This window comes from Janthinobacterium sp. ROICE36 (genome assembly GCF_002869965.1).
In the GTDB taxonomy this organism is placed as follows: domain Bacteria; phylum Pseudomonadota; class Gammaproteobacteria; order Burkholderiales; family Burkholderiaceae_D; genus Janthinobacterium.
Window position 1 is genome coordinate 1 of the sequence record NZ_PEBS01000066.1, and the last position, 22,157, is coordinate 22,157.

General features: G+C 62.4%; 18 protein-coding genes. 10 read left to right on the forward strand and 8 right to left on the reverse strand.

Translation table 11 applies throughout. The features are described from left to right. Positions 1 to 157: 157 nt before the first annotated feature. The 4 genes from CSZ94_RS21735 to CSZ94_RS21750 all read right to left on the reverse strand — a co-directional run bounded on the left by CSZ94_RS21735 (position 158) and on the right by CSZ94_RS21750 (position 7,159). Positions 158 to 4,744: a filamentous hemagglutinin N-terminal domain-containing protein gene (locus CSZ94_RS21735; protein WP_102123434.1), complete on the reverse strand. Its 4,587-nt coding sequence runs from the start codon at positions 4,742 to 4,744 to the stop codon at positions 158 to 160. Between the two features lie 180 nt (positions 4,745 to 4,924). Further along, positions 4,925 to 5,878 carry a FecR family protein gene (locus CSZ94_RS21740; RefSeq protein WP_102123435.1) on the reverse strand — a complete coding sequence of 318 codons (954 nt, stop codon included), beginning with the start codon at positions 5,876 to 5,878 and terminating at the stop codon, positions 4,925 to 4,927. After that, on the reverse strand, positions 5,871 to 6,428 hold the full coding sequence (locus CSZ94_RS21745; protein ID WP_102123436.1) for an RNA polymerase sigma factor: 558 nt from the start codon (positions 6,426 to 6,428) through the stop codon (positions 5,871 to 5,873). Before CSZ94_RS21745 ends, CSZ94_RS21740 begins: the two co-directional genes overlap by 8 nt. Positions 6,429 to 6,430: 2 nt before the next feature. Beyond that, on the reverse strand, positions 6,431 to 7,159 hold the full coding sequence (locus CSZ94_RS21750; protein WP_180977575.1) for a secretin and TonB N-terminal domain-containing protein: 729 nt from the start codon (positions 7,157 to 7,159) through the stop codon (positions 6,431 to 6,433). A 193-nt stretch (positions 7,160 to 7,352) separates the two neighbouring features. Here CSZ94_RS21750 and CSZ94_RS21755 point away from each other — a divergent pair, with 193 nt between their 5' ends. The 4 genes from CSZ94_RS21755 (at position 7,353) to CSZ94_RS21770 (ending at position 11,353) form a co-directional block, all read left to right on the forward strand. Continuing rightward, positions 7,353 to 7,718, forward strand: coding sequence for a hypothetical protein (locus CSZ94_RS21755; protein ID WP_102123438.1), 366 nt, complete (start codon positions 7,353 to 7,355; stop codon positions 7,716 to 7,718). A gap of 94 nt (positions 7,719 to 7,812) precedes the next feature. Beyond that, on the forward strand, positions 7,813 to 10,161 hold the full coding sequence (locus CSZ94_RS21760; protein ID WP_102123439.1) for a Tex family protein: 2,349 nt from the start codon (positions 7,813 to 7,815) through the stop codon (positions 10,159 to 10,161). A 273-nt stretch (positions 10,162 to 10,434) separates the two neighbouring features. Then, positions 10,435 to 10,746, forward strand: coding sequence for a Grx4 family monothiol glutaredoxin (gene grxD, locus CSZ94_RS21765; protein WP_071074969.1), 312 nt, complete (start codon positions 10,435 to 10,437; stop codon positions 10,744 to 10,746). Then, complete coding sequence (locus CSZ94_RS21770) at positions 10,739 to 11,353, forward strand: UbiX family flavin prenyltransferase (protein ID WP_102123440.1); 615 nt, start codon at positions 10,739 to 10,741, stop codon at positions 11,351 to 11,353. Before grxD ends, CSZ94_RS21770 begins: the two co-directional genes overlap by 8 nt. A 24-nt stretch (positions 11,354 to 11,377) precedes the next feature. Here the strand turns inward: CSZ94_RS21770 and CSZ94_RS21775 are convergent, their stop codons facing one another. After that, complete coding sequence (locus CSZ94_RS21775) at positions 11,378 to 11,704, reverse strand: hypothetical protein (RefSeq protein ID WP_102123441.1); 327 nt, start codon at positions 11,702 to 11,704, stop codon at positions 11,378 to 11,380. 90 nt (positions 11,705 to 11,794) lie between these two features. After that, on the reverse strand, positions 11,795 to 12,202 hold the full coding sequence (locus tag CSZ94_RS21780; protein WP_034753756.1) for a hypothetical protein: 408 nt from the start codon (positions 12,200 to 12,202) through the stop codon (positions 11,795 to 11,797). Between the two features lie 720 nt (positions 12,203 to 12,922). Between CSZ94_RS21780 and CSZ94_RS21785 the strand changes: the two genes are divergently transcribed. The 6 genes from CSZ94_RS21785 to CSZ94_RS21810 all read left to right on the forward strand — a co-directional run bounded on the left by CSZ94_RS21785 (position 12,923) and on the right by CSZ94_RS21810 (position 19,607). Beyond that, the gene (locus CSZ94_RS21785) at positions 12,923 to 13,327 is read left to right on the forward strand and encodes a MerR family transcriptional regulator (protein ID WP_102123442.1); all 405 of its coding nucleotides are present in this window, start codon (positions 12,923 to 12,925) and stop codon (positions 13,325 to 13,327) included. 142 nt (positions 13,328 to 13,469) lie between these two features. Beyond that, complete coding sequence (locus CSZ94_RS21790) at positions 13,470 to 14,654, forward strand: isovaleryl-CoA dehydrogenase (protein WP_102123443.1); 1,185 nt, start codon at positions 13,470 to 13,472, stop codon at positions 14,652 to 14,654. Between the two features lie 51 nt (positions 14,655 to 14,705). Beyond that, positions 14,706 to 16,508 carry a bifunctional isocitrate dehydrogenase kinase/phosphatase gene (gene aceK, locus CSZ94_RS21795; protein WP_102123444.1) on the forward strand — a complete coding sequence of 601 codons (1,803 nt, stop codon included), beginning with the start codon at positions 14,706 to 14,708 and terminating at the stop codon, positions 16,506 to 16,508. After that, entirely contained in the window at positions 16,501 to 17,697 is a 1,197-nt protein-coding gene (locus CSZ94_RS21800; protein ID WP_102123445.1) for an acetyl-CoA C-acyltransferase, read from the forward strand. The genes aceK and CSZ94_RS21800 overlap by 8 nt, the downstream gene beginning before the upstream one ends. Positions 17,698 to 17,771: 74 nt before the next feature. Beyond that, positions 17,772 to 18,440 carry an SDR family oxidoreductase gene (locus CSZ94_RS21805; RefSeq protein ID WP_102123446.1) on the forward strand — a complete coding sequence of 223 codons (669 nt, stop codon included), beginning with the start codon at positions 17,772 to 17,774 and terminating at the stop codon, positions 18,438 to 18,440. Positions 18,441 to 18,479: 39 nt separating this feature from the next. Further along, positions 18,480 to 19,607 carry an acyl-CoA dehydrogenase family protein gene (locus CSZ94_RS21810; protein ID WP_102123447.1) on the forward strand — a complete coding sequence of 376 codons (1,128 nt, stop codon included), beginning with the start codon at positions 18,480 to 18,482 and terminating at the stop codon, positions 19,605 to 19,607. 409 nt (positions 19,608 to 20,016) lie between these two features. Here the strand turns inward: CSZ94_RS21810 and CSZ94_RS21815 are convergent, their stop codons facing one another. Next, the gene (locus tag CSZ94_RS21815; RefSeq protein WP_102123452.1) at positions 20,017 to 20,910 is read right to left on the reverse strand and encodes a YihY/virulence factor BrkB family protein; all 894 of its coding nucleotides are present in this window, start codon (positions 20,908 to 20,910) and stop codon (positions 20,017 to 20,019) included. Positions 20,911 to 20,997: 87 nt separating this feature from the next. Then, the gene (locus CSZ94_RS21820) at positions 20,998 to 22,077 is read right to left on the reverse strand and encodes a S66 peptidase family protein (RefSeq protein ID WP_102123448.1); all 1,080 of its coding nucleotides are present in this window, start codon (positions 22,075 to 22,077) and stop codon (positions 20,998 to 21,000) included. Positions 22,078 to 22,157 lie beyond the last annotated feature (80 nt).

The window sequence follows — 22,157 nt, forward strand, 5'->3', positions numbered from 1 at the left end:
ACAAACCACGTTCACTTTCGCCGCTTACAACCTGACGCGCATGGCGACGATCTTTGGCTGGCGTTTATCGGCGGTGGTTGGATAACTCCGTCCCTAGAGTACGGAAAGCGCTAAAAAATGTCAAAAAACGGCCTGAAAAGTGGCTGAAAACTGCTTTTTAGGAAAAATGCGGCTTCCAGCCCGAAAAATTCGCATGTCTGGCGACAAAATCCGAAGGACTGGGGTCCTTTTTCAACACCCTGTTAATCGTGCGCGCACCATCGATTTTCAGCGCGCCAGCCGCATCGATATCGATATCGTCGCCTGTGGCGCCGCTCAGGCGGCGCGCGTTCAGGTCGATGCTGCCATAGCTGCCGCCGCCTTTGCCGGCCTCGCCGCTGCGCAAGTCGAAGCGCGCGCCGCCTTCCAGGGTCAGGCGTCCGCCAGGCGCAGCCAGTTCGATCACGGCGCGGTTCGGCGCCGCGATCACCTGGCCATAGCTGTCCGTGCGCAATACCGTGCCATGCGCGTCGAGCACGGCGCCGGACTGGATGGTGACGCCGTCGCGGCCGGCCAGGCGGATGCTGCCCACCTGTTCGCCGCTGGCATCGAGCAGCGCGCCTGGGCGCACGACGACAAAGGCATCGGCCGCATCGACGCTGGCGGCGTCGGCCTTGTAGCGGGCGCCGATTTCGATGCTGCCGCCCTTGTCGGCGCGGCCATAGCGGCCACCGCGCATGTCGCTGGCCACGGTGGCGCGGCCGGCGACGTCGAGCACGGCGTGTTCGCCGATCCAGATCGAGGTGGCTTGCCCCTTGCCGTTCGGCACATCCACCTCGTTGCCCGTGCCGAAGCTGCCCGGCAGGATGGCGATCTTGCCGCCCCAGGCGTCGAGGCGGCCATGGATGCTGACCTGGCCATTGCCCGTCAGGCTGATCTGGCGGCCCGGATCGACCGTGACGACGGCGCCTTGCTCCACCGCCAGTCCGCCCTTCACGTAGGGGCTGCCGGCCGTCAGTGTCAGGTCGGCGCCGGCGCGCTGCGTCAGGCGGCCCTTGCGCGCATCTTCCTGGTACAGCGGCGGCGTCCACACTGCCAGCACGGCGCCCGGGTCGGTAGCGCCCGCCACCGTGTGGCCGGTGGCGGGATTGAAGCGCAACACGGGCATCCTGACATCGATCTGCGCATTGTTGACCACCACGACGCCATCGCGGCCCGTGACGGCGTAGTCGGCAAAGCCGCTCTGGAACAGGCTGGCGTCCAGCGCCAGCATGGGCTGCACGGCTACGTCGCGTCCCAGCATGGTGCCGGTCGGCAGCAGCATGCCGCGCGGCGCGCGCACGTCGTCGGCGGCGATGCTGCCGGCCGCATACTGCGTCGTCATCGGCAGGATGGGCAAACCGTTGGGAAAGGCCGGCGCCGAGACCACGAAGCCCGCATTGAGACCGTTGATGGCCGTTACCACGCTGCCGGCGGGCGCGATGGAGCCGCCCTGGACATACGTCGTGCCGTTGATGAAGACGTTCGCGCCCTGCGGTACCAGCAAGTCGGCTCCCAGCACCAGCGGTTTCAGCGTCGACACATCCGCCGTCACGGGCTTGGCCAGGGTCTGGCCTGGCTTGATCAGGCTGGTGATGATGGCGAAATCAAAGGGGACCTTCTCGCCCTTGGCAATCAAAAATTCATCGCTCAGGCGCAGGCCGACGGGGGCGCTGCTTCCCGCTGGCAACACGTCGTCGCCCTGCAGCTTGCCGCCGATGCTGACGGCCGAGCCGCTATCGATCACCAGGCGCCCGCCGCCTTTCACGCCATGGCCGCGCAACTCGCCGTCGAGCTTGAGCAAGGCGCCGGTGGAAGCTTTTTCGCGCGGCAAGTCGACCGCCAGGGTGATGTCGCCGCCACGCCCGCCCTGCAGGCTGCCATTGCGCATCAGGGCGGCGCCGGATGAGACGTCGATAACGCTGCCGCCGGCCAGTTCGATGCCGCCGGCGCTCTTCAGAACGACCTTGCCGCCATTCACATACGGCAAACCGCCGCTGGCAGCCGGGTCCAGCTCCAGGTTGCTCCACAGGCCGCGCGCATCGAGGCGCACGCCGGGCGCCACGCGCACGCCGGCCGGGCCCGTGGGACGCCCTTCTGCCGACACGGGTGCATCCAGCCACACGGCGCCCGTGTTCGCCAGATAGCGCGACACCATGTTGCCGGCGGCGATGCTGCCGCTGCGCGCGCTCACATTCGCCTTGATCGCCACATCGGTGGCGTGCAGGGCGATGTCGCCGCCATCGGCCACGCGCATGTCGGCATTGACGTCGAGCTTATCGTAGGCATAGATACTCAGCGCGCCCAGCGCCAGTCCCTTGAGCCAGTCCGCGTCGAGCTGCAAGGCCTTGCTGCGCGCGGCCGGCAAGGCATCGCCCAGCAGCTGGCCATCGGCGATGCCGGCCACCTTGCCGATTTGCACGTTCTCCAGCACGGCTTGCGGGCTGTCGCGCAACTGGCCCGTCCGGGTATCGAAGACGGGCGTCATCTTGCCCACGATCAATTGAGCGGCACGCGCCGCCGCCGTCTGCGTCTGCTTGTAGCTCTCCATGCCTTCATCGCGCTTGCGCTGCTGGCGCTCGCCCTGGAACACGGACGTATCGATATCGCCTTCCAGCACGGCGGCGCCCGTGGAGACGATCAAACGGCCCGCATCGCGACCCACCGTATAGCCGTTTTCCAGGCGCTCGCGCGGGCCGATCAAGGCATTCACATGGATTTGCGTCGTGTTCGCGCCCCAACGCGCATGCGTGCTTTCGTAGCCGCGGTACAAGCCCGTGTACAGAGTGTCGCCGGGCGCAGTGCTCAGTTTGACCATCGCGCCATCGGCGCCCTTCAGCCACGTCTGCTTGACCATGCCCGTCTGCACATCCAGCGAGCCGCCGGCGATGTTGATGCGCGAACCGGCCTGCGTCACCACTTCGCCGCCGCCAAAGCCCACAGTGCCGCCCTGCGCCGCCCACTCGCCGATACCGTGGCCGCTGGTGTTCAGGTAGCCGCTCACTTCCAGCAAGCCGCCGGCCGTGTACCAGCGGTCCGTGGCGTAGCCATTCGTGCCGGCCGGCACCAGCACCAGATCGCGGTGGTCGACCCACACGTCGCTGTTGTTCAGGTATTTGGCGTCGCGGCTGCCCGGTGCGTCGCGTTGCTCGTTGCCCTGCACATTGATCAGCACATTGTTGCTGCTCATGTCGACTTTCACGCCGACGGCGCCGGAGACGTCGATAACGGCATCGCCCGCCACGTGGCTGCGGCGGGCCGCATCGAGCAGCACCTGGCCGCCCGTGGCCAGGGTCAGCGAATCGCCTTCGAAGGCCACGTTACCGGCGGAAACGATGCGCACCAGCGACTGGTCGCGCCGGTCCGCGATGCCTTCCGTGCCCTTGCCCGCATCTTTCAGCAAGGTATCGCGCTGCACGTCCAGCGCGGTGGCGCCATTGTCGTCGATGAGAATGGCGCTGACGCTGCCGCGCGCCAGGGTGACATTGGCGTCCGCACCTGTCGCCGCCAGGTGGATGCTGCCGCGGCCATTGACCGTCGTGCTCGACAACAGCACGCCATCCTGGCGCACGCTATTGCCGCTCAGCGTGATATCGCCCGTCGCCGCCTGGATCACGCCATTGTTGACGACGCTGCCGGCGCCGCTGCCGGCCACGCGCAGCATCTCGACTTCATTGCCGCGCGTGCTCGAATACTGGTTCTTGTCCGTGCCCTGCCCCTGGCGTACGGCGATGGCGTCGCCGGCGGCCAGGGTCGTCTGGCCATTGGGCGTGGTGATAAGGCCTGCGTTTTCGACGCTGCGGCCAGCCAGCAGCACATAGCCGCCGCCTTCCGTCACCGTCTGCGGCTTGCGCGTGTCGATGCGCGCGCCGGCGGCGACGACGACATCGGCCTGGGCCTTGCCATGCGTATAGGTATTCTGGCCCAGTTGCAAGTCATTCGCGAAGGTCGGCACCGCACCCGTGCCCTGCGCCTTGCCGTACAAGCCGCTCTTGAACTGGCTGTCGCTCATGCCCATGGCGGCGGCCGCCAGGTTGCGCGTATCGATCTGGCTGCTGCCCGTAAACACGATGCCGTTACGGTTGACGATCATCACCGTGCCGTCGGCCTGGATCCGGCCCTGGATCTGGCTGGGACGCGCCAGCGTATCATTCACGCGGTTCAATACGGCCCAGTTCGATTTCTGCTCGAATTGCAAGGTGGTGTTTTTGCCGACGTTAAAACTTTCCCATTTCAGTATCGCCTTGTCATCCGTCTGCACGACCTTCACGACGGTTTTGCCGTCGGCCTGGTTCTGCACGGGCGCCTGGGCATTGAGCCAGCCGGCTGTCAGGCTGTTGCTGTCGACCTGCAAGCCGCCCTTGGCCAGGCCATCGGGGGCGCCGCCCGCCGCCAGCTCGGCGGCGATGCCACGCGCGGCCAGCAAGAGATTGTTCAGCGATTGCTGCAGCTTGCCTTCGGCCTTCTGCTGCTGCAGCAAAGGATAGTTCAGCGATGTCGCCGGCTGGCCATTCGGCAAGCGTCCCGTGGCCGCCGCCGAGCCCTGCTGCGCGCCCTTGCCGGCAAACCAGGCACCGCTGAACGGCTGCTGTGCCTGCGCACCGCCCGCTTGCAGCAGCATGGCGATGGCCAGCGCCAGCGGTTTCAATCGCACCGGGCGCCCGCTCCGGTTGCCCGCCATGGCGGAGGAGGATGCGTGTTTCGTGACCGACTTGCTTCGCTGCATGGCGACATTCCCTTTTCATGTTCCGTTGCTGACCGATATCGCGAAAAGGCGCGCGGCACGCACGGGGCGGGCGGCAGGCACTGAATCGCGGCTTCCAGCAGCATTGACAGGGAACAAGGTCCGGGACTGCAAAAGGTCATGGAAATGTCATAATTGGCGACATGCTATCGACGTGCATCGCTAGCCAAACAGCACGATGCCGCCCGGCAAGCGCGTCACGCGCGCGCCATACGCATCCTGGATCAGGGCGATCACGTCGTCGAGGCGGTCGAGCGAAAAGCTGGCTTGCACGCGCGCCTGTTGCAAGGCCTCGCCATGGAGGATCAGCTTGCCGGGACGGTAGCGGTTCACCTCATCCACCACCTCGGCCAAGGTGCTTTGCTTGAACACCAGCAGACGCTGGCGCCACGCGCTGACGTCGCCCTTGGTCACCGCGCGCGCGATGCCAAAATGCTCGGGCCGGTAGCGCAGTTGCTGGCCGGCCGCCAGTTCCGCATCGTTGCCGGCCTGCACCACGCGCAAACGGCCAGCCAGGCAGGTCACGCACACTTCCTGGCCAAACAGACGGATATTGAAACGCGCGCTGCCGGCCAACACCATGCCATCGCCGGCCTGCACGCGCACTCTAGCCGCGCCGCCGAGGCCGAGGCCGGCCTGGAATTCCGCCTCGCCCGCCAGCAGTACCAGCGCCGCAGCGCCGTCCTGCAGCGGTGCCGCATCGAGGCGCGTCTGCGTATTCATCTGCACCAGCACGCCGCCATCGAGCACCACTGCGCGCTGCTCGCCCGTGCCCGTGGCGTAGTCGGCGCCCAGGCCCGCCACGGCCGGCCACAGATCCGTGGGCGGGCGCAGCACCAGCAGCCCCAGCGAGGCGGCCACGGCACCGCCCAGCCAGGCGCGCCGTGCCGTGTTCACTGGCTGCTGCGCCCGCGTGACGGCGCGCGCGGCCGGCGCCATCGCGCCCCACACGGCGCGCGCCTCGGCAAAGGCGTTGGCATGCTTGCGGCTGCGCGCACACCAGTGGCGAAACACTTGCGCATCGCGCTCGCTGACCTGGCCCGAGGCCAGCCGCACGACCCACGCCTGCGCTTCCTTCTGGATGACACTCATGTCGTCTTCCGCTTGTTCAATCATGATGTTTAGACGTTTTTCCCGCACCGGGACCGAAGCGCTGGATGAAATCGCGTCCCATGCGTTCGCAGCAATGTTCCAGGCCGGCGCGCAATTCCTTCTCCACCGTGCGCGCGGAAATGCCGAAGCGCGCGGCGATGTCGCGGTGCGGCAACTGGTCGACGCGGGCGGCGATGACGATGGCGCGCCGGCGTTTCGGCAACTCCTGCAAGGCCCGTTCCAGTTCTTCCAGCTCGGCGCGCGCGCTGAAGGTGCGGGCCGGGTCGGCCAATTCATCGGCCATCGCGTACAAATCGTCGATATCGGGCAGGCTGAGCAGGCGTGCATTGTCGCGGCGTTGATCTTCCGCAATGTTGATGGCGATGCGCATCAGATACGCGGATGGATAGCTGATCGCCTCGGGCGCGTTCATCCGCTCCACCCGCAAATACGTTTCATGCAGCGCGTCATTGGCCAGGTCTTCCGACCCCAGGCGGCGCTGCAAATGGCGGCGAAACTGTCCGTAGCGTTCCAGGAACAGCTTGCGCAAGGTGCATTTCAGCAATTCCGACATGCTCAGGACGCCCCGGCCAGGAGGTAGGGCGCGCAATCGGCGCCTGGGTCGGGGCGCGGCGTCAGTAAAATCGTCAGCGGCTGCGGCAGACCCGCAGGCGGCGCGCCATCCATCAGCAGGCTGTGCAGGCGCTGCAGCACGGCGCGGTCACGCTGCGCCACGCCGCTCGGCTCCAGCACGTGCACGGCGCTTACCCTGCCCCGCTCGTCGAGCCACAGCTGGAAGGCCAGGCGGTAGCGGCCGTAGGCGTCCGGATGCAAGCGGCACAGGGCGCGCGTGAGCGAGCGCTGCAGGATGGCCGCATAGCCTTGCAATGGTGCGGTGGCGGGGGTAACTTCGGCCGGCACGGACGCCGGCGCCACGGGGGCGTCGGCCAGCGCCAGCAAGGTGAAGGCGTTGCTGGCGCTGAAGCGCGCACCTAGCTGCGTGCCGGCCAGCAAGCGCTGCAGCGCCTCGGCCGGCGTATAGTCGCCGCGCACGGGCGAGGCCACTCGGCCTGCCGCCAGCTGGCTGCTGACCAGCACGGAATAGCCCGTCACTTCGCCAAACGCCACCAGGGCCGCGTCGAGCGGCTGGGCGGGCAAGTCGAAACGCAGGGTCGTGTGCGCGGCCGCATCAACACCGGCCGCACCGGCAGCGGGCCGCACGCATGTCATCAAGGTCATCAAGGTCATCAGCAAGCAGGCGGACAGGGCATTGCCTGTTGCGGCGCGGCGGTGAGTTCGTGTCATTTTCCAGGGGAAGCAAGGAAAAATCCTGCTCATGAAGTGTCTTGACTGCAATGTTGTCTGCAGAATAGCAAGATGGTAGCTTCATAAAATGACAACTGCATGACATGGCGCAAGCCTGCATGCCGGTCCGTGTCATCGCTGCGACACATGACCTTGCTATGCTGAGCGCTTCCCCACCGCTCCGGGAGCCGTCATGGCACGCCTGTTATCGCTGTTGCTGTTGGGCTGTGCCACCCTGCCCGCGCAGGCGGACGAGCACACCGTCGTCGTCAAGGCCGCCGCGCCGGAAAGGGGCTGCGTGGAGGTGGAAGTGAACGGCAAGCGCGCGCAATCGATATCTTGCTTGAATGAAAAATTATTACCGAGCAGCAACACCGTGAGTCGGCCGCCGCCCACCCTGTCCGGCGCAGAAGCGACCGTGCAGCGCCCGTCGAACCAGCTGGGCCTGTACAACCGCGCCGCCCTCGAACACCGCATGGGCAATGCCTTTGGCAAATCCGTCACGCCGCAGAGGCCGGCACCGCCGCCGCCCGCCAGCCCGCTGCTGCCGGCCCGTTGACACTGTTGTCAACGCACAGTCCATTTGCGCTGTCAAGATTGCGCAATCGCGCCGATTGCGTATCATTCCAGGCTTGATCGCTCTGGAAACAACCATGCTGCCCACTATCGAACAACGCCTTGCCCTTGAACTTGCCGCCAAACCGGTGCAGGTTGCCGCCGCCATCGAACTGCTCGACGAAGGCGCCACCGTGCCCTTCATCGCCCGTTACCGCAAGGAAGCGACCGGCGGCCTCGACGATATCCAGCTGCGCCTGCTCGAAGAGCGCTTGCGCTACCTGCGCGAACTGGAAGAGCGGCGCGCCGCCATCGTGGCCTCGATCACGGAACAGAACAAGATGACGCCCCAGCTGCTCGATGCCGTCATGCACGCGGAAGACAAGACGCGCCTGGAAGATTTGTATCTGCCGTACAAGCAAAAACGCCGCACGAAGGCGCAGATCGCCATCGAAGCGGGCTTGATGCCGCTGGCCGACTGTTTGCTGGACAATCCGGAACTGACGCCGGAAATGGAAGCGGGCAAGTTCCTGCGCGACGCGTTTACCAGCGCCGACGGCAACAACCCGGGCGTGGCGGACACCAAGGCGGCCCTCGACGGCGCGCGCCAGATTCTGATGGAGCGTTTCGCCGAAGATGCGACCTTGCTGCACACCTTGCGCGAATACGTGCAAGAGCACGGCATCGTTGAATCGAAAGTAGTGGAAGGCAAGCAGGAGGAAGGCGAAAAATTCGCCGATTATTTCGACTACTCGGAAACCATTTCCACCGTCCCCTCGCACCGTGCGCTGGCCCTGCTGCGTGGCCGCCGCGAAGGCATCCTCGACGTCACCCTGCGCCTGGACACGGAAGCGGAAAAACCGAAATGGGATGCGCCGCACAACCCGTGCGAAGGCCGCATCGCCGTTCGCTTCGGCATCAAGAGCCTGGGCCGCCCGGCCGACAAATGGCTGGCCGACACGGCACGCTGGACCTGGCGCGTGAAAAGCTTCATGCACCTGGAAACGGAACTGATGGGCGCGCTGCGCGAACGCTCGGAACTCGACGCCATCAATGTGTTTGCCACCAATTTGAAGGCGCTGCTGCTGGCTGCGCCGGCCGGCCAGCGCGCCACCATGGGCCTGGACCCGGGCTTGCGCACGGGCGTGAAAGTGGCCGTGGTCGATGCCACCGGCAAGGTGGTCGACACGGCCGTGATCTACCCGCACCAGCCGAAGAATGACTGGGATGGTTCCTTGCACACGCTGGGCCGTCTTGCCGCCAAGCACAATGTTTCCTTGATTTCCATTGGCAATGGCACCGCTTCGCGCGAGACGGACAAGCTGGCGCAGGACCTCATCAAACAGCACCCGGAAGCGAAGATGACGAAGATCGTCGTCTCGGAAGCGGGCGCATCGGTGTACTCGGCGTCGGAATTTGCCTCGAAGGAATTGCCGGACATGGATGTGTCCTTGCGCGGCGCCGTCTCGATCGCGCGCCGCCTGCAGGACCCGCTGGCCGAACTGGTGAAAATCGATCCGAAATCGATCGGCGTGGGCCAGTACCAGCATGACGTGAGCCAGAGCCAGCTGGCGCGCTCGCTCGACGCGGTGGTGGAAGACTGCGTGAATGCCGTCGGCGTGGACGTGAATACGGCCTCGGCGCCGCTGCTGGCGCGCGTCTCCGGCTTGTCGGCCAGCGTGGCACAAAGCATCGTCAGCTACCGCGACATGAAGGGCGCATTCACCTCGCGCGCGGCCTTGAAAGCCGTGCCGCGCCTGGGCGATAAGACGTTCGAACAGGCAGCCGGCTTCTTGCGCGTGATGGGCGGCGAAAACCCGCTGGACGCCTCGGCCGTCCACCCGGAATCATACCCGCTGGTGGAAAAGATCCTGGCCGATATCAAGAAGGATATCCAGGCCGTCATCGGCGAGACCGCCCTGCTGAAAACCCTCAACCCCGCAAAGTACGCGGATGAAACCTTCGGTGTGCCGACCATTTCCGACATTTTGAAGGAACTGGAAAAGCCGGGCCGCGACCCGCGTCCGGAATTTACCACCGCCACCTTCAAGGAAGGCGTGGAAGAAATCCGCGACTTGCGCCCGGACATGATCCTCGAGGGCGTGGTCACCAACGTGGCCGCGTTTGGCGCCTTTGTCGATATCGGCGTGCACCAGGATGGCCTGGTGCACATCTCGGCCCTGTCGAACACGTTTGTGAAAGACCCGCACACGGTGGTCAAAGCTGGCCAGGTCGTGCGCGTGAAAGTGCTGGAAGTCGATGAAAAGCGCAAACGCATCGCGCTGACCATGCGCCTGACGGACAGCGCGCCGCAAGCGGGCAGCAAGCCGGAGCAGAAAGGCGACCGCAACGACCGCCGCAGCATGGCGCAGCACCAGTCGCAGTCGCGCAATGCGCCCGAACCGGCCGGCAGCATGGCCGCCGCGTTCGCCAAGCTGCGCGCTTAAGCCCGTGGCCGCCAGCCTGGATGCGCAGTTGCTGCTCTACGAATGTCAACGCGCGTGGCAAATAGCCGTGCCGTGGCGTTTTATGCCAGACACGGCTATGCATCCGTCATTGCCTGGGGAAAATACGTTGGCGCAGCGCAATCGGTGTGCCTGGGCAAGACCTTATGAGCGCCAACGTGGTTGACTTGCCCGATTTATGACTTGAGCGCATACCCGTGCCGTCGTTTTCTTATAAAATGACGGCATCTATTTATTTACCCATCAGAGGCAGCTATGAGCGACGTACAAACCTGGATCAAAGAAACCGTGACGAGCACGCCAGTCGTGCTGTTCATGAAAGGCACCGCCCAGTTCCCGCAGTGCGGCTTTTCCGGCCGCGCCATCCAGATCCTGAAAGCGTGCGGCGTGGAAAACATCGCCACCGTTAATGTGCTGGATGACCCGGAAGTGCGCCAGGGCATCAAGGATTACTCGAACTGGCCGACGATTCCGCAGCTGTATGTCAAAGGCGAGTTCATCGGTGGTTCCGATATCATGAATGAAATGTTTGAATCGGGCGAACTGAAAACCCTGATCGATGCCTGATAGCGTGTCGCAGCGGCCGCGCCGTATCGTCGTGGCCATCACGGGCGCCACGGGCGCCGTGTATGGCTTGCGGCTGCTGCAATTGCTAGGCGCCATCCCTGGCGTCGAGACGCATCTGGTCTTGTCGGATGCAGCCGTACTGACCCTGCACCAGGAAACGGGCGTGGGGCGCAAGGATATCGAAGCGCAGGCGCACGTGGTACACAAGCTGCGCGACATCGGCGCGAGTATCGCCAGTGGCTCGTTTCAAGCGGATGGCATGGTCGTCGCGCCGTGCTCGATGAAGACGCTGGCGGCCGTGGCGCATGGCTTGTCGGACAATTTGATTACGCGGGCAGCCGATGTGGCGCTCAAGGAGCGCCGGCGCCTGATCTTGATGGTACGCGAAACGCCGTTCAACCTAGCGCATCTGCGCAATATGACCGCCGTGACCGAAATGGGCGGCATCATCTTCCCGCCACTCCCCAGCTTTTATCACCACCCGCACAGCATCGCAGAGATGGTCGACCATACGGTGGCACGCGTCATCGACCTGCTCGGTATCGAGCACGGCCTGGCGCCGCGCTGGAATGGATTGAAAACCCACAGCGACGGCACGCCTGGCTAAACCTCTCCGCTTGCTACCGCCAATTCAACGCTTCTCAAATTGAACGGCACTGGCCTGCTTCAAATCCCTGGCTTCTTCAACCATCCTGCGGTGGGCGATCCGTTTGCGCATCACTTCCGCATGTTGCGCGGCAGTCATGGGCGGCACGGTCATCAAGTCCTTCAGCTGCGCGGTATTGCTGTAGTTACTTTTCATAAGACGGCTCAAATGCTCGGCTCCGTAGTGGATGAACTGGCTACTTCTGATGTGATTATGCGCTGGTATTGGCCGCTGCGCCGCTGCGTACGGGATTATTGTCAAATAATTCCGCTGCAGCGCAACATGCGAGATCTTATTGTGCGGCAAAATCATGTCTCCAGTATGACGCTGCGCAAATAAAAGAACAGGAGGAGCACCGTCAGCGAAAAGCGGACGGCGCCGGCCGGGGGAGGGCCTGAATGCTTACTTTTGGTAGTTGACTCTGACCAGCATGCGAATAAATTCTCGCGCGATTTGACGATGATGTTCATCTAATCTTTGCAAATCGGCAATTAATTTCACATCGGCGGACTCAAAACGCGATAAAGCGCTGCCCGCTTCGCCATTCGGCGTGGCGCTTTCCGGGCCGCCAAAACGCAACCATTCCGCCGGAACGCCCAACCATTGGGCAATCATGCGCAATTTCTCTTGCGTGGGAATTGCTTCACCTACTAACCATTTCCTAGCTGCATGCACAGTAATTGGGCGTCCGTCGAAACGGATGTTGAATTCCCGGGCCAGTCTGGTCGGGCTGTCTGGAGAGTAATGGGCGTTTTTGAGAGCCAACTGAAGTCGCTGGCTGAAGCTTTCGCGTTCGTTAGAAGAATTCATAGGTGTACTATTTCATGTTGTAACATGAAAGTCAGTTTCTTGAATAACCATACAAATTGTTACATTTTAAAATAGTATCAATTAACAATTAACACTCCGGCCGGCCTTTTCGGGTAAAAATATGGCCGAATTTTCTCTTGTGATTCTGTGTGGCTTCGGTTCAAATTCGCGGTTAGCCTTGATTTTCGCACTGCAGCACGATTCAAAGCCTCGGTTTGGCATTACAACGTACGGTATCGGATAATGCCCTCCTCTACCGATACGCGCAATGCCCATGTCATACAATTTCTTGTAGACAAAGTTTTCAGAAGGGCCATTTTGTTTCCAATATGGAAATAATCTAAACAACGTGCTCATTATAAAACGTTGTTTTTTGATCGTGCCTACTGGAAAGAATCTGCACTCAAAAAATTTTACTGCCATCACAGCGAAAAGAATGTCGCCGTTATGCCAGGAAAGCTCTTTTTGGTGTCATCCTGGCCACCAACTCTCGATCTTAAGCGTGTTTGCGCATGAAGAATCAATTTATTTTCAGTAACTGTTGCCTTATTCGCCAACTTGCCTGTCCACAAGCGCTTTTTGTTGCAGTACAGACAGGGCACGCTACAATAGTATTGACGTTGGTATTGACGTTGACGTCAACGGCACTTTTCCACCCGCCTGCCTCGCAGCACCCCATCTATCGACCGATCACCCATGCAACCGACACCGCCCCCAGCAATGACGACCTACACCATCACCGAACTGGCGCGGGAATTCGACATCACGGCGCGCGCCATCCGTTTCTATGAAGACCAGGGCTTGCTCAGCCCGAAGCGCGAGGGCGCTGGCGGGCGCAGCCGCGTCTACACGCCGCGCGACCGCACCCGCCTCAAACTGACCCTGCGCGGCAAGCGCCTGGGCCTGACGCTGTCTGAGATCAAGAGCCTGGTCGACATGTACGAGTCGCCGAAGGACACGCGCGCGCAAATGGACCGTTTCCTGGGCGTGCTGGCGCAGCACCGGCAGACGCTGGAGCAGCAGCGCATCGATATCGAAATGGCGTTGGCGGAAATCAGCGCGCATGAAGACGCTTGCGCATGCATGCTGGCGGACTTGAACCTGGACAAGGTGTCAACAAGCTGAGTGGCCACGCGGCAGGTGCTGGGCGCACGCGCATAGCTGGCCGCGCTTCACTTTACGTTTACGTAAACGTCACAACTGAGTATCATAGCTTCACTGACCCGGCACCCATGACCGCCAAACTTATAACGACGACGAGGACGACATGCTCCATCTCCCAGGCTTGACCTTTGACCACGGCGACGACATCGCCTCCTTGCGCGAAGCAATCCAACAATTTGCCGCCGCCGAAATCGCGCCGCGCGCGGCTGAAATCGACCGCAGCGACCAGTTCCCCATGGACCTGTGGCGCAAGATGGGCGACATGGGCTTGCTCGGCATCACCGTCAGCGAAGAATACGGCGGCGCCGGCATGGGCTATTTGGCGCACATCATCGCCATGGAAGAGATCTCGCGCGCCTCGGCATCCGTCGGCCTGTCCTACGGCGCCCACTCGAATCTGTGCGTGAACCAGATCAAGCGCAACGGCTCGGCCGAGCAAAAGGCCAAGTACCTGCCGAAACTGATCACGGGCGAGCACATCGGCGCCCTGGCCATGTCGGAACCCAACGCGGGCTCGGACGTCGTCAGCATGAAGCTGCGCGCCGACTTCAAGGGCGACCGCTGGGTCTTGAACGGCACCAAGATGTGGATCACCAATGGTCCCGATGCGGACGTGCTGGTGGTGTACGCGAAAAACGACCTGGAAGCGGGCGCGCGCGGCATGACGGCTTTCCTGATCGAAAAGAATTTCAAGGGCTTTTCCATCGCGCAAAAACTCGACAAGCTGGGCATGCGCGGCTCGCACACGGGCGAACTGGTGTTCCAGGATTGCGAAGTGCCGGCCGAAAACGTGCTGGGCGGCCTGGGCAAGGGCGTCAACGTGCTGATGTCAGGCCTCGATTTCGAGCGCACCGTGCTGTCTGGCGGCCCGCTGGGCATCATGCAGGCCTGCATGGACCTGGTCGTGCCCTACGTGCATGACCGCAAGCAATTCGGCCAGGCCATCGGCGAATTCCAATTGATGCAAGGCAAACTGGCCGATATGTATTCGACCATGATGGCCTGCAAGGCCTATGTGTATGCCGTGGGCCAGGCCTGCGACCGCGCCACCACGCCGGAAGCCGTGCGCCAGTTGCGCAAGGATGCGGCCGGCGCCATTCTGTATAGTGCGGAGAAGGCGACCTGGATGGCGGGCGAAGCGATCCAGGCCCTGGGCGGCAACGGCTACATCAACGAGTATCCGGCCGGCCGCCTGTGGCGCGATGCCAAGCTGTACGAAATCGGCGCCGGCACCAGCGAAATCCGCCGCATGTTGATAGGCCGCGAACTGTTTGCGGAAACCAAGTAAGCACGCGCGCACTTATCGACTGGGTGATGAGCTATTCATGCGAGCACAACTATGACGCAAATTGCCTTCCCCAAATTGCTTTCTTCCCAGATTGCATTCGATATCGCGCGCACCATCCGCGACGGCTTTGACAAGCATTACCGTTTGTTTCGCGCCACCAGCCAGCAAGCCAAGCGGTATTTCGAGCAAGGCGCTTGGGTCGCGGCACAGACCGCGGCCCGCGAGCGCATCGACTTTTACGACAAACGCGTGCAGGAATGCGTGCAGATGCTCGAAGATGAGTACGAAGAATCGGAGTTGAGCGACGAAGTGTGGCGCGAACTCAAGCTGCACTACATCGGCATGCTGACGGAGCACAAGCAGCCGGAACTGGCGGAAACCTTCTTCAATTCCGTCTGCTGCAACATATTGCACCGTACGTATTTCAATAACGACTATATTTTCGTGCGTCCCGTGGTTTCCACGGAATACATCGAAACACAAGACCCGGCGCCCACCTACCGCGTGTATTACCCCGGCCAGGATGGCTTGCGCCTCACCTTGCTGCGCATGCTGAGCAACTTCCAGCTGGACTGCGCCTTTGCCAACCTGGAGCGTGACGTGGCCCAGGTGGAAGCGCGTTTGCAGCAGCTGTTCGGCGGCGACCGGCTGGAGCCGAACCACCAGCTCCAGGTCTTGAGCAGTTTGTTCTACCGCAACAAGGGCGCCTACCTGGTCGGCAAGGGCATCAACGGCAACCGCGAATACCCGTTTGTCGTGCCCATCCTGCACAACCGCCACGGCAAGCTGGTGCTCGACACGGTGCTGTTCGAGCAGCAGCAGATTGCCGTGCTGTTTTCGTTTACGCGTGCCTATTTCCTGGTCGATATGGAGGTGCCGTCGGCCTATGTGCAATTCCTGCGCAGCTTGCTGCCGCGCAAACCGCGCAGCGAAATCTATACGATACTGGGCTTGCAAAAACAGGGCAAGACGCTGTTTTACCGCGACTACCTGCAGCATCTGAAACACTCGTCGGACTATTTTGAAAGCGCGCCCGGCATCCGCGGCCTGGTGATGCTGGTGTTTGCCTTGCCGTCGTTTCCGTATGTCTTCAAGGTCATCAAGGATTTTTTCCCGCCGCCCAAGGAAACCACGCGTGCGCAAGTCCAGCAAAAGTACTTGCTGGTGAAACACCACGACCGGGTGGGCCGCATGGCCGACACGCTCGAATACTCCAACGTGGCCTTCCCCCGCGCCCGTTTTGCCGCAGAATTGCTGGCCGAGCTGAAGCAGTTCGCGCCCTCGCTGATCGAAGAAGACCAGGAGCAGATCATCATCCGCCACCTGTACATCGAGCGGCGCATGGTGCCGCTGAACATGTGGCTGAGCAATGCCGAAAAGGAAGGCCGCGATGATCTGGTCGAACATGCCATCGTCGAGTACGGCAACGCCATCAAGGAGCTGGTTGCGGCGAATATTTTCCCCGGCGACATGCTGTATAAAAACTTTGGCGTGACCCGTCATCAACGCGTCGTTTTTTACGATTACGATGAAATCGAGTACATCACCGATTGCCAGTTCCGCGTCATTCCCCAGGCGCGCACGGAGGAGGAGGAAATGTCGGCCGAACCGTGGTATCCCATCGGCAAGCACGATGTGTTTCCCGAACAATTCGGCACTTTCCTGCTGGGCAATCCGCGCATCCGCCACTATTTCATGCAGCACCATGCCGACCTGCTGACAGCGCAATACTGGCAGGCGCGCAAGCAGCGCATCATGGACGGCCATATCGAGGATGTCTTCCCGTATCCGCAGCACCTGCGTTTTTGCAAGCAAGCACCTTCCCACCCCCAACCGGAGATCCAACATGCATGATCCAGTCGTAATCGTCGGTGCCGCGCGCACCCCCATGGGCGCCTTCCAGGGAGACTTTGCCAACGTCACCGCCAGCGACCTGGGCGCCGTGGCCATCCGCGCCGCCGTTGAACGGGCCGGCGTGGCGCCGGATGCCGTTGAGCACGTGTTTTTCGGCAATTGCCTGATGGCCGGCCAGGGCCAGGCACCCGCGCGCCAAGCCTTGCGCAAGGCTGGCTTGCCGGACTCCACTGGCGCCGTGACGCTGTCGAAAATGTGCGGCTCGGCCATGCAAACGACCATGTTCGCGCATGACACCTTGCTTGCCGGCAGCGCCGACGTGGTGGTCGCAGGCGGCATGGAATCGATGACCAACGCCCCCTACCTGGTACCGAAGGCACGCGGTGGCTACCGCATCGGCCACGGCATGATCTATGACCACATGATGATGGATGGCCTGGAAGACGCTTACAGCCGCGATGAAAAGGGCAATGCCCGCTCGATGGGCACGTTTGCCGAAGAGTGCGCCAGCCAGTACGGCTTCACGCGCGAAGCGCAGGATGCGTTTGCCATCGAATCCGTCAAGCGCGCGCAAGCGGCCACCCAGGATGGCAGTTTCGCATGGGAAATCGTGCCCGTGACGGTTACCGGCCGGGGCGGCGACACCATCGTCAACATCGATGAAGGCCCGCAAAAGGCCCGCCTGGAAAAAATCCCGACCTTGAAAGCGGCGTTCAAGAAAGACGGCACCATCACGGCCGCCTCGTCTTCGTCGATCAACGATGGCGCGGCCGCCCTGGTGCTGATGCGCGAGTCGACGGCGAAAAAACTCGGTTGCACCGTCATCGCCAAAATCCACGGCCACGCCACGCACGCGCAGGCACCGAACGAGTTCACCACGGCGCCCATCGGCGCCATCAAGAAGCTGTACGCGAAAACGGGCTGGAGCAGCAGCAAGGTGGATTTGTTCGAGATCAATGAAGCGTTCGCCGCCGTGCCGATGGCAGCCATGCACGACCTCGACATTGCGCACAGCAAGATCAACATCCACGGCGGCGCGTGCGCGCTGGGCCACCCGATCGGCGCCTCGGGCGCGCGCATCATCGTCACCCTGCTGGGCGCCTTGAAGAAAACCGGCGGCAAACGCGGCGTGGCAGCCCTGTGCATCGGCGGCGGCGAAGCGACGGCGATGGCGATCGAACTGGTATAAGCTGCGCTGAAGCACGGGTGCGCACGGCCAGCATGGCCAGGGGCGCGCCCTTTCATTCATTCCAGGGAGAACACATGCCTACCGCATTGATCATCGGCGCCTCGCGCGGCATCGGCCACGAAATCGTCCGTCAATACCGTCACGCTGGCTGGCGTGTCATCGCTACGGCGCGCACGCCCGATGCTTGCGATGCCCTCCGGCAACTGGGAGCAGAAGCGCACCAGCTCGACGTGACGGATGTGGAAGGCTGTGCCGGCCTGGGCTGGAAACTCGACGATGAAAAGCTCGACGTGGCCATCCTCAACGCGGGCGTGTACGGCCCCCGTCATGACGGTTCCCCCACGCAAGAAGATTTCGATGCCGTCATGCACACGAATGTGCTGGCAGCCATGCGGCTGCTGCCCATGTTGGCGCCGCTGGTAGCGTATGCAAAAGGAAAACTCGCCGTGCTGTCCTCGCACATGGGCTCCTTGAGCGAGCGGAGCAACCCCAGCGGTTCGCTGTACCGCGCCAGCAAGGCCGCCTTGAATTCCGTGCTGATCGACACGGCCCTCGTGCATGGCCCGCAAGGCGTCAGCTGCGTCGCCTTCCACCCGGGCTGGGTGCGCACCGACATGGGAGGCGCCGGCGCCGATATTTCACCAGAGCAAAGCGCTGCCGGCATCCGCACCACCTTGGCCAGCCTGCCGGCCACGGACAAGGCCGTGTTCCGCAACTACGATGGCAAGCCCATCGCCTGGTAATTCCCGCATCCACTATAAAAATAGACGAGACGACGTCCCATGATACTCAATGAAGAACAGACCATGATCCAGGAAGCGCTGCGCAGTTTCTCGCGCGAGCGCCTGGCGCCCAACGCGGCTCGCTGGGACAAGGAACATCATTTCCCGAAAGAAGAGCTGCAGGAACTGGCCGCGCTGGGCGCCTTTGGCGTGGCCGTACCGGAAGCGCTGGGCGGCGCCGGCCTCGACTACGTGTCGCTGGCCCTGGTACTGGAAGAAATCGCCGCCGGCGATGGCGGCACGTCGACCATCATTTCCGTGAATAATTGCCCCGTGTGCAGCATCGCCATGATGTACGCCAACAATGCGCAAAAGGAACAGTGGCTGCGGCCGCTGGCGCAAGGCGCCATGCTGGGGGCATTTTGCCTGACGGAACCGCACACGGGCAGCGATGCATCCGCCCTGCGCACCACGGCCACCCTCGACGGCAATGAATACGTCATCAACGGCACCAAGCAATTCATTACCAGCGGCAAGTATGCAGACGTGGCCATCGTCATGGCCGTGACCGACAAGGCGGCCGGCAAGCGCGGCATCAGCGCCTTCTGGGTGCCGACCAACACGCCCGGCTACATCGTGGCGGGACTGGAACAGAAGATGGGCCAGCACTCGTCGGACACGGCGCAAATCCTGTTCGAGAACTGCCGCATCCCGGCGGAAAATCTGATAGGCGAAGAAGGACAAGGCTACAAGATCGCCCTGTCCGGCCTGGAAGGCGGACGCATCGGCATCGCTTCGCAAGCGGTGGGCATGGCGCGCGCCGCGTACGAAGCGGCCTTGAACTATGCACGCGAGCGCGAGAGTTTCGGCAAACCCATCTATGAACACCAGGCCGTGCAATTCCGCCTGGCCGACATGGCCACGCAGATCGAAGCGGCACGTCAGCTGATACGCCATGCGGCAGCCATGAAGGATGCGGGCTTGCCCTGCCTGAAGGAAGCGGCCATGGCCAAGCTGTTTGCGTCGGAAATGGCGGAAAGAGTGTGCTCGGACGCCATCCAGGTGCACGGCGGCTACGGTTATGTGTCCGACTTCCCCGTTGAGCGCATCTACCGCGACGTGCGCGTATGTCAGATTTACGAGGGCACCAGCGATATCCAGAAGATTTTGATTGCGCGGGCTTTGTAGACCCAAGGAAAAGGCTGGGGTCAGACCCCCACATGCGTTAACGTGGAGCTTTGCGTTAGCGGTATTGTGGGTCTGCCCCCATGCGCCAACGATGGACGAAAAAAAAGCCTACTCAGGGTAGGCTTCGTTCCAATGTATTACCAATGCTTTAATCGTGTCATGGACGCCAGTGCTATCTGCAAAGTGCCTCCTGATTTTCGGACTCCCATGCTATCTGCATGGTGACTCCAAGTGTAAATCGACCAACGTATCCGGAATTACAAAATCCACTCTTCGCTCTGTCACGCCATCGACATTACACCTGTCGGTCGCCGCGCTGAAACTGGATGGTGAGATGATTTGCTGCCAAATCTCAATCACTGAACGGAGTATAGCACAGGCTTTTGTGCAACGCAACAACCTTTTTAAATCAAGTCCGTAGCGCCAGCGGCTTGTCCTCTTCGCCGCCACGGGCCACTCTTTCGTATTCGGAAATCACTTGCGCGCCCAGCAGCAGCAGGGTGGCGCCGATTTCCAGGCTGAACATGACGACGATGGCCGTCGTCATCGAGCCATACACGACGTTGACCTGCGACAAGGTGGAAAAATACCAGACCAGCACATGGCGGGCGATTTCCCACAGCAGGGCCGCCGTCACGCCGCCGATCAGCGCATGCGTGATCGACAACCGCCCCACGGGCATGACCAGGTAAATCGAGCTGAGCACGAGAATTTCGCCCGCCAGCCCCAGCAAATACAGCAGCACGCCGGACACGCCTTCCAGGCCCCAGTCATGGCGCAAAAAGCGCACGCTTTCCTCACCCATCACCTGCAAGCCGCCCGCCACCAGAGTAATGAGCAGGATGCCCGCGCCCAGGCACAGGATGTAGCAGTACGGCAGCACGGCGGAAATGAGGAAATGGCGGCGGCGGATGGCCACGCGGTGAATGAAAATCACGCTCATGGCGTTTTCCAGCACGGTAAATGCCAGCGAGCTGAAAAACAGCATGGTCAGCAGCAGCAGCCAGCCGATCACGCCCCGGTTGTTGAGGAAATGCGCGACTTCGGCCACGATGGCTTTCGATTGCCCTGGCACCAGCCATTCCAGGTAGTGGCCGATAGTGCGCAACAGCTCGTCTTCTGCAATCACGTGCGACAGGGCCACCACCACCAGCATCAGCAGGGGCACGATGGAGAGCAGCGAGTAATACGCGACGGCGCCCGCCAGCAGCAAGCCCTGGTTGGCGCGGAAAGCCTTCAGCACCTGCAGCACGAAGGCCAGCGGATGGCTGAGGATGTAGGTACTGGCGTGGCGGTTGATCATGTCGGGTGCGGTGAAGAAGGCGGCGCGGCCTGATGCCACGCCTGCAATCACACTAGCATACTGACAATCTCCCTGCTGCACCGTGCGCTAGCAGACGGCCGGCTCCAGCAAGGTCAAGGTTTGCCGGTCTGCGTCCAGGGTCGCCAATATGCCCATCGGGATGGTGAACTGGTGGCGGATGTGGCCAAACGAGTAGCCGCTGACGGCCGGCACCTTCAATGGTTGCAAATGCTGGTCCAGCGTCGCATCCAGGGTCAGCGCCGTATCGCCCTCGGCCGCCTCGCAATGCTCGAAGATGCCCAGCATCAGCGCCGCCGCCTTGTTGAACCCCACGGACAGGTCCAGCTGGCACAACATCCTGTCGATGCGGTAGGGCACTTCATTGATTTCTTCGAGGAAAAGGATGTGCTCGCGGAAATCGGCCGCATACGGCGTGCCGGCCAGCGCGCTGACCATGCACAGGTTGCCGCCCGTCAAGCGTCCCGTCGCCTGGCCGCCATGCACGGTGCGGATGGCGAAGTTCGGCTGTGTCTGCGCGCGGCGGTGGTTATCCAGCGCCATGGGGATGGTGTAACTGTCTTGCGGCGACATCAGCACATTGCGCAACTGCGTCACCGTGTACTCGGAAAACGTGGACGAGGCCACGGGGCCGTGGAAAGTCACCAGGCCCGTCTGGCGGCCGATGGCCAGGTGCAGGGCCGTGATGTCGGAATAGCCGATCAGCACCTTCGGGTTGCGCTGGATCAAGGCATAGTCGAGCAGCGCCAGCAGCGAGATGCAGCCGGAGCCACCGCGGATGGCCCAGATCGCCTTGACTTCCGGATCGCGAAACGCCGCGTGCAGGTCGTCGAGGCGCTGCTGCACCGTACCCGCATAGTTGCCGTGCACGGCGCGGATGTTGGCGCCCAGGCTGACGCGCAAGTCCAGCGATTCGATATTGCGCTGGGCCTTGGCGATGGCGTCCTCATCCGTAAAACCGCCCGGTGCGATGATGGCCACCAGGTCGCCGTCGCGCAGGCGCGCCGGTTTGATCAATGCGTGTTGCTCTTGCATGCGTTTGCCCTTCCCTTGCGCGGCCGCCGCCCACGCCGGTGTCCCTGCCGCCCCCAAGGTGGCGGCCAGCAAGCCGCCGAAGCGGCGCCGGCTGAGATTGCTCTGACTGGACATGCGGCCCTTTCCTGACATAAAAAACGGCGACGCCAGGCGCCGCCGCACGAGGTTAGCATGCCGGCAGGATCACCGCCGGC